General features: G+C 61.3%; 7 protein-coding genes and 1 pseudogene. 7 read left to right on the forward strand and 1 reads right to left on the reverse strand.

Annotation, left to right across the window (positions count from 1 at the left end; genetic code table 11):
- Nucleotides 1–7: 7 nt before the first annotated feature.
- From AB4N92_RS14195 to hemE, 7 genes and pseudogenes are all read left to right on the forward strand, one after another.
- Nucleotides 8–1,264, forward strand: a pseudogene (locus AB4N92_RS14195) (type IV pilus secretin PilQ); the annotation flags it as partial.
- A gap of 4 nt (nucleotides 1,265–1,268) precedes the next feature.
- Complete coding sequence (gene aroK, locus AB4N92_RS14200) at nucleotides 1,269–1,787, forward strand: shikimate kinase AroK (protein ID WP_010213757.1); 519 nt, start codon at nucleotides 1,269–1,271, stop codon at nucleotides 1,785–1,787.
- 125 nt (nucleotides 1,788–1,912) lie between these two features.
- Nucleotides 1,913–3,013, forward strand: a complete 1,101-nt coding sequence (aroB, locus tag AB4N92_RS14205; RefSeq protein WP_029529260.1) for a 3-dehydroquinate synthase — start codon at nucleotides 1,913–1,915, stop codon at nucleotides 3,011–3,013.
- A 10-nt stretch (nucleotides 3,014–3,023) separates the two neighbouring features.
- Nucleotides 3,024–4,595, forward strand: coding sequence for an SPOR domain-containing protein (locus AB4N92_RS14210; RefSeq protein WP_010213754.1), 1,572 nt, complete (start codon nucleotides 3,024–3,026; stop codon nucleotides 4,593–4,595).
- A gap of 353 nt (nucleotides 4,596–4,948) precedes the next feature.
- The gene (gene gltB, locus AB4N92_RS14215; RefSeq protein WP_021492320.1) at nucleotides 4,949–9,394 is read left to right on the forward strand and encodes a glutamate synthase large subunit; all 4,446 of its coding nucleotides are present in this window, start codon (nucleotides 4,949–4,951) and stop codon (nucleotides 9,392–9,394) included.
- Nucleotides 9,395–9,426: 32 nt separating this feature from the next.
- On the forward strand, nucleotides 9,427–10,845 hold the full coding sequence (locus AB4N92_RS14220; protein WP_010213750.1) for an FAD-dependent oxidoreductase: 1,419 nt from the start codon (nucleotides 9,427–9,429) through the stop codon (nucleotides 10,843–10,845).
- A gap of 263 nt (nucleotides 10,846–11,108) precedes the next feature.
- Complete coding sequence (gene hemE / locus AB4N92_RS14225; RefSeq protein WP_010213749.1) at nucleotides 11,109–12,176, forward strand: uroporphyrinogen decarboxylase; 1,068 nt, start codon at nucleotides 11,109–11,111, stop codon at nucleotides 12,174–12,176.
- Between the two features lie 122 nt (nucleotides 12,177–12,298).
- Here the strand turns inward: hemE and AB4N92_RS14230 are convergent, their stop codons facing one another.
- Nucleotides 12,299–13,573, reverse strand: a complete 1,275-nt coding sequence (locus AB4N92_RS14230; RefSeq protein WP_236267422.1) for an MFS transporter — start codon at nucleotides 13,571–13,573, stop codon at nucleotides 12,299–12,301.
- Between the last annotated feature and the right edge of the window lie 107 nt (nucleotides 13,574–13,680).

Raw genomic sequence — 13,680 nt, forward strand, 5'->3', positions numbered from 1 at the left:
GCTGAGCGCCTACACAGGCGACAAGCTCAGCCTCAACTTCCAGAGCATCGAGTTGCGCACGGCGTTGCAACAAATTGCCGATGTGGCGGGCCTCAATCTGGTTGCCAGTGACGATGTGCAGGGTTCGATCACCCTGCGCCTCAAGGATGTGTCCTGGGATCAGGCGCTGGACCTGGTGCTGCAAGCCAAGGGCCTGGACAAGCGGGTGAAGGCCGGCGTGTTGTTGGTGGCGCCGGCCGAGGAACTGGCTGCGCGCGAGCTGCTCACGCTGGAATCGCGAAAGCAGATGGCCGAGCTGGCGCCGTTGCGCCGCGAGCTGCTGCAAGTCAATTACGCCAAGGCGGCAGACCTGGCCAAGTTGTTCCAGTCGGTCACCGGCCTTGAGGGCGTGACCGATGAGCGTGGTTCGGTGGCGGTGGATGATCGCACCAACAACATCATCGCCTATCAGACTGTCGAGCGACTGGAGGAACTGCGACGGATCGTGGCGCAGCTGGATATTCCCGTGCGCCAGGTGATGATCGAGGCGCGGATTGTCGAGGCCAATGTCGATTACGACAAAAGCCTGGGCGCGCGCTGGGGTGGGCGGCTCAATCGGGGTAACTGGGGCGCGGGTGGCATTGCGAAACCTCCGCCTGAGGGCGCCGCACCGCCGGAAAACCCACCCCCATCACCTTTTGTGGACTTGGGATCACTCACCGGCACCTCGGGCCTGGGCATTGCCTATATCACCGACAACCTGTTGCTGGACCTGGAGCTCACCGCCATGGAGAAAACCGGCAACGGCGAAATCGTCTCGCAACCCAAGGTGGTCACTTCCGACAAAGAAACCGCACGCATCCTCAAGGGCACCGAGATTCCCTACCAGGAATCCAGCTCCAGCGGCGCTACGTCAGTGTCGTTCAAGGAGGCCTCGCTGTCGTTGGAAGTCACCCCGCAGATCACCCCCGATGACCGCGTGATCATGGAGGTCAAGGTCACCAAGGATGAGCCCGACTACCTGAACAAACTCAACGACGTGCCGCCGATCAAGAAGAACGAGGTCAACGCCAAGGTATTGGTCAAGGATGGCGAGACCATCGTGATCGGCGGAGTTTTCTCCAATACCCAGAGCAAAGTGGTAGATAAAGTGCCATTTTTGGGCGATGTGCCGTATCTTGGCCGCCTTTTCCGGCGCGATGTGCTGGCGGAGAAAAAATCCGAGCTGCTGGTATTCCTGACTCCGCGTATTATGAATAACCAGGCGATTGCTGTGAGTCGTTGATTCTGTGCGAAATTTGATTCTTGTAGGACCGATGGGGGCTGGAAAAAGCACCATCGGCCGTTTGCTGGCCAAAGAGCTGCGCCTGCCGTTCAAAGATTCCGACAAGGAAATTGAATTGCGCACGGGTGCCAATATCCCATGGATCTTCGATAAGGAAGGCGAACTGGGCTTTCGTGACCGCGAGCAGGCGATGATTGCCGAGCTGTGCGGCTGCGATGGCGTGGTATTGGCGACCGGCGGCGGTGCGGTGATGCGCGATGAAAACCGCCGCGCGTTGCATGCCGGTGGTCGGGTGGTCTATCTGCATGCCTCGGTCGAGCAGCAGGTGGGCCGCACCGCCCGCGATCGCAATCGCCCGTTGCTGCGCACGGCCAACCCGGAGAAAACCCTGCGGGACCTGCTCACGCTGCGCGATCCGCTGTATCGGGAAATCGCCGATCTGGTGGTGGAAACCGATGAGCGGCCACCCCGGATGGTGGTCCTCGACATTCTTGAGCGCCTGCAACGGCTGCCACCCCGTTAAAGCCCGGCTCGAAATGCGCTATTCTCGGCGGCGCGCTATCACCCTGTGGGGTGTGGCGTAGAGCCATCAGGTGACGTCAGATCTTGACGTCGTCGGTCGTCACTCCATCTCTAACGCGGGGACACATGCAGACACTTAAGGTCGATCTAGGCGAGCGCAGCTACCCGATCCATATTGGCGAAGGTCTGCTGGACCAGCCCGAGTTGCTCGCACCGCATATTGCCGGGCGGCAAGTGGCGATCATCTCCAACGAAACGGTCGCGCCGCTGTATCTTGAGCGTCTGAGCCGCAGCCTGGCGGCGTATTCGGTGATCTCCGTGATCCTGCCCGACGGCGAAGCCCATAAGAACTGGGAAACCCTGCAACTGATTTTTGATGGCCTGCTGACTGCGCGCCATGATCGCCGTACTACTGTGATCGCCCTGGGCGGCGGTGTAATCGGCGATATGGCCGGTTTTGCGGCGGCCTGCTACCAGCGCGGCGTGGACTTTATCCAGGTGCCGACCACCTTGCTGTCCCAGGTCGATTCGTCGGTGGGCGGCAAGACCGGCATCAACCACCCGCTGGGCAAAAACATGGTGGGCGCGTTCTACCAGCCTCAAGCCGTGCTGATCGACACCACGACCCTCAACACCTTGCCGCCGCGCGAGCTGTCGGCGGGCTTGGCGGAAGTCATCAAGTACGGGTTGATCTGCGACGAGCCCTTCCTGACCTGGCTGGAAGAACATGTGGATGCCCTGCGCAACCTGGACCAGGCGGCACTCACTGAAGCGATTTCGCGCTCCTGCGCCGCCAAGGCGCTGGTGGTGAATGCCGACGAACGGGAGTCCGGTGTGCGGGCCACCTTGAACCTGGGTCACACCTTCGGCCATGCGATCGAAACGCACATGGGCTATGGTGTGTGGTTGCATGGAGAGGCTGTAGCGGCTGGCACGGTGATGGCGTTGGAGATGTCGCAGCGTCTGGGCTGGATCAGCGCCCAGGAGCGTGATCGTGGCATCCGCCTGTTCCAGCGCGCCGGTTTGCCGGTCATTCCGCCGGAGGAGATGACTGAGGCGGATTTCCTCGAACATATGGCAATAGACAAGAAAGTGATCGACGGTCGACTGCGACTGGTGCTGCTGCGCCACATGGGCGAAGCAGTGGTGACCGACGATTATCCGAAAGAGATTTTACAGGCCACGCTGGGAGCGGATTACCGCGCCCTGGCCCAGCTTAAAGGTTAATAAGATCCCGATGACTAGTTTGCATGCCGACGAGGCGTTCCTCGGCCATTACCAGTTAAGCCACGACCCTTTTGCTCCACGGGTGCCTGGCTTCAAATTTTTCCCGGCCCAGCGCAAGCCAGTGCTCGGCCAACTGCACCACCTCGCGCGATACAGCCAACTGCTGCTGGTCGTGACCGGCCCGTTGGGCAGCGGCAAGACCCTGCTGCGCCAGGCCCTGGTGGCCAGTACCAACAAGCAGTCGGTACAGAGCGTGGTGGTATCGGCCCGTGGTGCCGGGGATGCGGCGGGCGTGCTGCGTCAGGTTGCCCAGTCCCTGGACGTGGCCACTGCCGAGCCAAACGCGATCCTCAAGCAGGTGGTACAACTGGGCCTGACGGGCCAGGAAGTCTACCTGCTGGTGGATGACGCCGAGCAGCTCGACGAATCCGCCCTGGAAGCGCTGCTGGCGCTGGCGGCGGGTACGCCGGAAGGTCGCCCGCACGTATTCCTGTTTGGCGAGTCGTCGCTGATCGCCGATCTGGAGCAGATCAGCGGTGATCAGGAGCTGTTCCACGTCATCGAATTGCAGCCGTACGAAGAGGAAGAAACCCGCGAATACCTGGCTCAACGCCTGGAAGGCGCAGGGGCGGGTATCGAACTTTTCTCCGCTCAGCAGATCTCTGATATTCACGAAAGCTCCGACGGCTGGCCTGGCACCATCAACCAGGTTGCCCGCGATGCCATGATCGAAGCCATGATTGCCAGCCGCACTGCGGTCAAGCGTCCAAAGATGGGGTTCACAATGCCTAAGAAACACGTATTGGCTATTTCCGCCGTTGTTGTGGTCGCTGTCGCCGCCGCCTGGTTGATCCCGGGTCGCAGCAAGGCACCGACCACCGCCGGCGCGCCAACCGAACAGGCGCAGTTGCCACTGGGCAAGCCCACACCAAATGTTGAATTCGCCAACTCCGGTCAACCGACCAACCTGCCGATGGTCGGCCAGCCTGTGATGCGTGGCCCCCTTGCAGAAGAAGCCGGTGGCATCTCCGAAGGCGACGACGGCGTGCCGGTGGAAGGCTCCAGCGCGACACCGCCAACCGTGACCACCACTGCACCGCCTGCGGGCGTGCCAGCGGGTCAGCCGGCCGCCAAGCCGACCCCCGCGCCTACCCCTGCGCCGACCGTCGCCACCGCCAAGCCTGCGCCTGTGACCAAGCCGGTTGCGCCTGCGCCAACCGTCAAGCCTACCCCGGCTCCAGCGGCCAAGCCGGCTGAAAAACCGGCCGCCACTGTTGCCAAAGCGGGTGCCGCTGGCAGCAGCTGGTACGCCAGTCAGCCTTCCGGCAACTTCGTGGTGCAGATCCTGGGTACCAGCTCCGAGGCCAACGCCCAGGCGTTCGTGAAAGAGCAGGGCGGCGAGTACCGTTATTTCAAGAAAGTGCTCAACGGCAAGCCTCTCTACGTGATCACCTACGGCAACTTCTCCAGCCGTGCAGCAGCCGATTCTGCGATCAAAGCCTTGCCAGCGAAGGTTCAGGCTGGTAAACCTTGGCCTCGCACTGTTGCCAGCGTTCAACAAGAACTCGCAACAACTCGCTGAAGATCCGGCGGCCTTACCCAGGCCGCCCTCCCGGCACCTCAAAAAATAACCGCAAGTGCGTGCAGTCTCTAGAGACCGCGCGCTTTGTGGTGTCTGCGTCACAGTAGCTTTTGAGTCGTAGCGGTCAGAATTAAAAAAGTTTTGACTAGCACAGCATATCGCTTTAAACCTTTCATAAATGCGACATAGATTTGCGACATTTCGTCGCTAAATTTGTGAGCGTCTGTGTCGGTGTGTACAATGACCTCCCTTTTGCCCCCGCTAAGCCGGCGTACGTTCGGCGTGGAAGGTAACCGGTTGAATTGAAAAGAAATTTGCCTCGATATAAGAGGCAGCCTGGTGAGAAAGTGTCTATGAAAGCAGGTCTGTACCAACCCGATGAATTCAAGGATAACTGTGGTTTCGGCCTGATAGCCCATATGCAGGGCGAACCCAGTCATACCCTTTTGCAAACGGCCATCGAGGCCCTGACCTGCATGACCCACCGCGGTGGGATCAACGCCGACGGCAAGACCGGTGACGGTTGCGGCTTGCTGATTCAAAAGCCCGACCAGTTCCTGCGTGCTGTCGCAAAAGAGCAATTTGCGGTCGACCTGCCCAAGCAGTACGCCGTGGGCATGGTGTTTTTCAACCAGGACCCGGTCAAAGCCGAAGCCGCTCGCGAGAACATGAACCGCGAGATCCTGGCCGCCGGCCTGCAGCTCGTCGGCTGGCGCAAAGTGCCGATCGATACCAGCGTGCTCGGCCGCCTGGCCAATGAGCGCCTGCCGCAGATCGAACAAGTGTTCATCGCGGGCGAAGGCCTGAGCGACCAGGACATGGCGATCAAGCTGTTTACCTCGCGTCGTCGCTCGTCCGTGGCCAACGCGGCCGACACCGACCACTACATCTGCAGCTTTTCCCACAAGACCATCATTTATAAAGGCCTGATGATGCCGGCGGACCTCACCGCCTTCTATCCAGACCTGAGCGATGAGCGCCTGCAAACCGCAATCTGCGTGTTCCACCAGCGCTTCTCCACCAACACCCTGCCGAAATGGCCGCTGGCCCAGCCATTCCGCTTCCTCGCCCACAATGGCGAGATCAACACCATCACCGGCAACCGCAACTGGGCCGTGGCCCGTCGCACCAAGTTCGCCAACGACCTGATGGACCTGGAAGAGCTCGGCCCATTGGTCAACCGTGTGGGTTCTGACTCGTCCAGCATGGACAACATGCTCGAACTGATGGTCACCGGTGGCATCGACCTGTTCCGTGGCGTGCGCATGATCATTCCGCCGGCGTGGCAGAACGTCGAGACCATGGACCCGGACCTGCGTGCATTCTACGAGTACAACTCGATGCACATGGAGCCGTGGGACGGCCCGGCCGGCGTGGTCATGACCGACGGTCGCTACGCGGTGTGCCTGCTCGACCGTAACGGTCTGCGCCCGGCGCGTTGGGTCACCACGACCAACGGCTTCATCACCCTCGCGTCGGAAATCGGCGTGTGGAACTACAAGCCGGAAGACGTCATCGCCAAAGGCCGTGTCGGTCCTGGCCAGATCCTTGCCGTGGACACCGAAACCGGTCAGATCCTCGACACCGACGCTATCGACAATCGCCTGAAGTCCCGTCACCCGTACAAGCAATGGCTGCGCAAGAACGCCCTGCGCATCCAGGCGACCATGGAAGACAATGACCACGGTTCGGCGTTCTACGACGTCGATCAGCTCAAGCAGTACATGAAGATGTACCAAGTCACGTTCGAAGAGCGTGACCAGGTGCTGCGCCCGCTTGGCGAGCAAGGCTACGAGGCGGTCGGCTCCATGGGCGACGACACGCCGATGGCTGTGCTGTCCCAGCGCGTGCGCACGCCGTACGACTATTTCCGTCAGCAGTTCGCCCAGGTGACCAACCCACCGATCGACCCGCTGCGTGAAGCCATCGTGATGTCGCTGGAAGTGTGCCTCGGTGCCGAGCGCAACATCTTCCAGGAATCGCCTGAGCACGCCTCCCGCGTGATCCTCAGCTCGCCAGTGGTCTCGCCGGCCAAGTGGCGCTCGCTGATGACCCTGGAGCGTCCAGGGTTCGACCGCCAGATCATCGACCTGAACTACGACGAGAGCCTCGGCCTTGAAGCCGCTGTGCGCAACGTCGCCGACCAGGCCGAAGAGGCCGTGCGCGCCGGTCGTACCCAGATCGTGCTGACTGACCGTCACATCGCGCCGGGCAAACTGCCGATCCACGCGTCCCTGGCCACCGGCGCAGTGCACCACCGCCTGACCGAAAAAGGCCTGCGCTGCGACTCCAACATCCTCGTGGAAACCGCCACTGCCCGCGACCCGCATCATTTTGCGGTGCTGATCGGCTTCGGCGCTTCGGCGGTGTACCCGTTCCTCGCGTACGAAGTGCTGGGTGACCTGATCCGCACCGGTGAAGTGCTGGGCGACCTCTATGAGGTGTTCAAGAACTACCGTAAAGGCATCACCAAGGGCCTGCTGAAGATCCTGTCGAAGATGGGCATTTCCACCGTCACGTCTTACCGCGGTGCTCAATTGTTCGAAGCGATCGGCCTGTCCGAAGAAGTCTGCGACCTGAGCTTCCGTGGCGTGCCAAGCCGTATCAAAGGCGCGCGTTTCGTCGACATCGAAGCCGAACAGAAAGCCCTCGCGGCCGAAGCCTGGAGCGCGCGCAAGCCGATCCAGCAAGGCGGTCTGCTCAAGTTCGTGCACGGTGGTGAATACCACGCGTACAACCCGGACGTGGTCAGCACCCTGCAAGCCGCCGTGCAGCAGGGCGACTACGCCAAGTTCAAGGAATACACCGCGTTGGTGGACAACCGTCCGGTGTCGATGATCCGCGACCTGTTCAAGGTAAAAACCCTGGACACGCCGCTGGCCATCAGCGAAATCGAGCCGCTGGAATCGATCCTCAAGCGCTTCGACTCCGCCGGTATCTCCTTGGGCGCCTTGTCGCCTGAGGCCCACGAAGCCTTGGCCGAAGCCATGAACCGCCTGGGTGCGCGTTCCAACTCCGGCGAAGGTGGTGAAGACCCGGCGCGCTACGGCACTATCAAGAGCTCGAAAATCAAGCAGGTCGCGACCGGCCGTTTCGGCGTAACCCCGGAATACCTGGTCAACGCTGAAGTGCTGCAGATCAAGGTGGCCCAGGGCGCCAAGCCCGGTGAAGGCGGCCAGCTGCCAGGCGGCAAGGTCAACGGCCTGATCGCCAAGCTGCGTTATGCGGTACCGGGCGTGACGCTGATCTCGCCTCCGCCGCACCACGACATCTACTCGATTGAAGACTTGTCGCAGCTGATTTTCGACCTGAAACAAGTCAACCCGCAGGCCTTGGTCTCGGTGAAACTGGTGGCAGAAGCCGGCGTGGGCACCATCGCCGCCGGTGTGGCCAAAGCCTATGCCGACCTGATCACCATCTCCGGTTACGACGGCGGCACCGGCGCTTCGCCGCTGACCTCCATCAAGTACGCGGGCGCTCCGTGGGAACTCGGCCTGGCTGAGACCCACCAGACCCTGCGCGGCAACGACCTGCGCGGCAAGGTGCGTGTGCAGACCGACGGTGGCCTGAAAACCGGCCTCGACGTGATCAAGGCAGCGATCCTCGGTGCCGAAAGCTTCGGCTTCGGTACTGCGCCGATGATCGCCCTGGGCTGCAAATACCTGCGCATCTGCCACCTGAACAACTGCGCCACTGGCGTTGCGACTCAGAACGAGAAGCTGCGCAAGGATCACTACATCGGCACCGTCGACATGGTGGTGAATTTCTTCACCTACGTCGCCGAAGAGACCCGTGAGTGGCTGGCCAAGCTGGGTGTGCGTTCCCTCGAAGAACTGATCGGGCGTACCGACCTGCTGGACATCCTTGAAGGCCAGACCGCCAAGCAGAATCACCTGGACCTGACGCCGCTGTTGGGCAGCGACCACATCCCGGCAGACAAGCCACAATTCTGCCAGGTGGACCGCAACCCACCGTTCGACAAAGGCCTGTTGGCCGAGAAGATGGTCGAGATGGCTTCTTCCTCGATCAACGACGCCAGCGGTGGCGAATTCGCCCTGGATATCTGCAACTGCGACCGCTCCATCGGCGCACGCATCTCCGGCGAAATCGCACGCAAGCATGGCAACCAGGGTATGGCGAAAGCGCCGATCACCTTCCGCTTCAAGGGCACGGCGGGCCAGAGCTTCGGCGTGTGGAACGCCGGCGGCCTGCACATGTACCTGGAAGGCGATGCCAACGACTACGTGGGCAAGGGCATGACCGGTGGCAAGCTGGTGATCGTTCCGCCTCAAGGCAGCGTCTACAAGACCCAGGACAGTGCCATCATCGGCAACACCTGCTTGTACGGCGCCACCGGTGGCAAGCTGTTCGCCGCCGGCACTGCTGGTGAACGTTTCGCCGTGCGTAACTCCGGTGCCCACACCGTGGTGGAAGGCACGGGCGATCACTGCTGCGAGTACATGACCGGGGGCTTCGTCGCGGTACTGGGCAAGACCGGTTACAACTTCGGTTCGGGCATGACCGGCGGTTTCGCCTACGTGCTCGACCAGGACAACACCTTCGTCGACAAGGTCAACCACGAGTTGGTCGAGATCCAGCGGATCAGCGGCGAAGCCATGGAATCCTACCGGAACCACTTGCAGCACGTGCTGGACGAGTACGTCGAGGAGACCGGCAGCGAATGGGGTCGTAACCTCGCCGAGAACCTCGATGATTACCTGCGTCGTTTCTGGCTGGTCAAGCCCAAGGCTGCCAACCTGAAATCGTTGCTTTCCAGCATCCGTGCCAACCCGCAGTGATATGCGCCTGAAGAGTTTGATGAGGTTTTAACATGGCTGAACGTCTGAATAACGACTTCCAGTTCATCGATGTCGGGCGCAAAGATCCGAAGAAGAAACTGTTGCGTCAACGCAAGAAAGAGTTCGTGGAGATCTACGAACCCTTCAAACCCCAGCACTCGGCCGACCAGGCCCACCGCTGCCTGGGTTGCGGTAACCCGTATTGCGAATGGAAGTGCCCGGTGCACAACTTCATTCCCAACTGGCTCAAGCTGGTGGCCGAGGGCAACATCCTCGCCGCCGCCGAGCTGTCGCACCAGACCAACACCCTGCCGGAAGTGTGCGGCCGGGTGTGCCCGCAGGACCGTCTGTGCGAGGGTGCGTGCACCCTCAACGACGGCTTCGGCGCGGTGACCATCGGTTCGGTGGAGAAGTACATCACCGATACCGCGTTCGCCATGGGCTGGCGTCCGGACATGTCCAAGGTCAAGCCGACCGGCAAGCGTGTCGCGATCATTGGCGCGGGCCCGGCGGGCCTGGGCTGTGCCGACGTGCTGGTGCGGGGTGGCGTGACCCCGGTGGTGTTCGACAAGAACCCGGAAATCGGCGGCCTGCTGACCTTCGGCATCCCCGAGTTCAAGCTGGAAAAAACCGTACTGAGCAACCGTCGAGAAGTGTTCACCGGCATGGGCATCGAGTTCCGCCTGAACACCGAGATCGGCAAAGACGTGACCATGGAGCAACTGCTCGAAGAATACGATGCCGTGTTCATGGGCATGGGCACCTACACCTACATGAAGGGCGGCTTTGCCGGTGAGGACCTGCCAGGCGTGTATGACGCGCTCGACTTCCTGATCGCCAACGTGAATCGCAACCTGGGCTTCGAAAAGTCGCCGGAAGACTTCGTCGACATGAAGGGCAAGAAGGTTGTGGTGCTGGGCGGTGGCGACACCGCGATGGACTGCAACCGGACGTCGATTCGCCAGGGCGCCAAGTCGGTGACCTGTGCGTATCGTCGTGACGAAGCGAACATGCCGGGCTCGCGCAAAGAGGTGAAGAACGCCAAGGAAGAAGGCGTGAAATTCCTTTACAACCGCCAGCCGATTGCGATTGTCGGTGAAGACCGCGTCGAAGGCGTGAAGGTGGTCGAGACCCGTCTCGGCGAACCGGACGCCCGTGGCCGTCGCAGCCCCGAGCCGATCCCGGGTTCCGAAGAGATCATCCCGGCCGACGCCGTGGTCATCGCTTTCGGTTTCCGCCCAAGCCCGGCGCCGTGGTTCGAGCAGTTCCAGATCCAGACCGACAGCCAGGGCCGCGTCGTCGCCCCGGAACAAGGCCAGTACAAGCACCAGACCAGCAACCCGAAAATCTTCGCCGGTGGCGACATGGTGCGCGGGTCTGACCTGGTGGTGACGGCGATCTTCGAAGGCCGCAATGCCGCCGAAGGGATCCTGGACTACCTGCAAGTCTGACCCTGATTCCAGGTTGAAATGGGATCAAATGTGGGAGCGGCGGTTCGACTTGCTCGCGAATGCGGTTTATCAGTCACCAGATGTATCGACTGACCCACCGCGTTCGCGAGCAAGCCAGCTCCCACACAAACCCCGTTCCACAGTGGGGTTTGCGTCGCCAGTCATTGCGACAAATTGACCCGATAGACAAAAGGCACGGCTCACTCCGTGCCTTTTGCGTCCGGCTCTGAGAAAATGCCCGTACTTTTTTTGCGGATGCCGACATGACTGCCCTCAAGAACGACCGTTTCCTTCGTGCCCTGCTCAAGCAACCTGTGGACGTCACCCCTGTGTGGATGATGCGCCAAGCCGGTCGCTACCTGCCGGAGTACCGCGCCAGTCGCGCCCATGCCGGCGACTTCATGAGCCTGTGCATGAACCCGGAGTTCGCCTGCGAAGTCACGATGCAGCCGCTGGACCGCTACCCACAACTGGACGCGGCCATCCTCTTTTCCGACATCCTCACCATCCCTGACGCCATGGGCCAAGGCCTGTACTTTGAAACCGGCGAAGGTCCGCGTTTCAAGAAAGTCGTCAGCACCCTGGCCGATATCGAAGCGCTGCCGATCCCTGATCCGCACAAAGACCTCGGTTACGTGATGGACGCCGTGAGCACTATCCGCCGCGAGCTTAACGGCCGCGTGCCGCTGATCGGCTTCTCCGGCAGCCCTTGGACCCTGGCCACCTACATGGTCGAAGGCGGCTCGTCGAAAGACTTCCGCAAGACCAAGGCCATGCTCTACGACAACCCGCAAGCCATGCACCTGCTGCTGGACAAGCTGGCGCAGTCGGTCACTTCCTACCTCAACGGACAGATCATGGCCGGCGCGCAAGCGGTGCAGATCTTCGACACCTGGGGTGGCAACCTGTCGGCGGCGGCCTACCAGGAGTTCTCCCTGGCCTACATGCGCAAGATCGTCAGCGGCCTGATCCGTGAACACGAAGGCCGTAAAGTGCCGGTCATCCTGTTCACCAAAGGCGGTGGCCTGTGGCTGGAAAGCATTGCCGACGCCGGTGCTGACGCCCTTGGCCTGGACTGGACCTGCGACATTGGCGAAGCCCGCCGTCGCGTTGGCGGTCAGGTCGCGCTGCAAGGCAACATGGACCCGACCGTGCTGTATGCCAAGCCGGAAGCGATCCGCACCGAAGTTGGCCGCATCCTCGCCAGCTACGGCAAGGGTACCGGGCATGTATTCAACCTGGGCCATGGCATTACGCCGGAAGTGAATCCGGAGCATGCCGGCGCGTTCCTGCGCGCGGTGCATGAACTGTCCGCGCAATACCACGAATAACACGCAAAACAAATGTGGGAGGAGCGGGCTTGCTCGCGAATGCGGAGTGTCAGTTGATACAGTCATGCCTGATACACTGCATTCGCGAGCAAGCCCGCTCCCACATTTAAAGCAGCACCGTATCAGGCCTTCACATTCCCCAACGGCGGCAACTTCGCCAACTTCAACGCCACCAGCAACGCACCCATCAACAGCGCCACGATAAACGCGCCGATGCCGTTCCACCCGGCAAAGTGCCAGAAGAACCCGCCCGCTGTTCCGGCAATACTCGACCCCACGTAGTAGCAGAACAGGTACAGCGACGATGCCTGCCCCTTCGCCTTGACCGCGCGGCGGCCGATCCAGCTGCTGGCCACCGAGTGGGCGCCGAAGAAGCCGAAGGTAAAGATCAGCATGCCCGGCACCACCAGCCACAGTGGGCTGAACAGGGTCAGGAGCATGCCGGCGAGCATCAGCACAATGGTGGCCCACAGCACGCGGCGGCGACCGAGGCGGTCGGCCAGGGAGCCGATTTTCGCCGAACTGTAGATACCCGAGAGGTACACCAGCGACAGCAGGCCGACCACGGCTTGGCTCAGGTCGTAGGGATCGGCCAGCAGGCGATAGCCGATGTAATTGAACATCGTCACGAACGCGCCCATCAGCAGGAAGGCTTCGAGGAACAGCCACGGCAGGCCCGCATCCTTGAAGTGCATGACAAAGCTGTCCACCAGGCTACGCGGCTTGAGACTGCTGGCGCGGAAGTTGCGCGATTCGGGGAGGATTTTCCAGAACACCGTGGCGGCGATCAGCGCCAGGGCGCCGATGATCAACATTGCGGTGTGCCAGCTGACGAAGTCGATCAACACGCCGATGATCAGGCGCCCGCTCATGCCGCCAATCGCGTTGCCACCAATGTACAGGCCCATGGCCAGGCCGATGTGCTGCGGGTGGATCTCTTCGCTCAGGTAGGTCATGGCCACGGCGGCCAGGCCGCTCAGCGACAGGCCCACCAGTGCGCGCATGAATAGAATCCCTTCCCAGGACGGCATCAAACCACTGGCAATCGTCGCGAACGCCGCGCAGAACAACGCGGCGACCATCACCGGTTTACGTCCCAGGGTGTCGGAAATCGGCCCGGTAATCAGCAGGCCCAGCGCGAGCATCGCGGTGGACACGGACAGGATCAGACTACTCTGCGCGGCATTGATGGAAAACTCGTGGGACAGCGCCGGCATCATCGGCTGCACGCAATACAGCAGGGCAAAGGTGGCGAACCCCCCGGAGAACAGCGCCAGCACCGTGCGCATGAACATCGGCGTGCCTTTTTCGATGTACGCGTCATTGAGCTGGGCCACTACCTCATCGAGGGCAGTGGGCGGGACTTCTTGAGCAAGTGGAGCGACAGCAGAATTCACGGGGACCTCGGGGGAGGAAGAGTGTGCCAGGACCGGCCATGCAAAAAAGAATATAGCTGGCTAATGATTCTTTCCAATATATTGTTCGACCTGTTTGATAGTTTTTA

It is taken from the genome of Pseudomonas sp. S3_A09 (genome assembly GCF_054668065.1).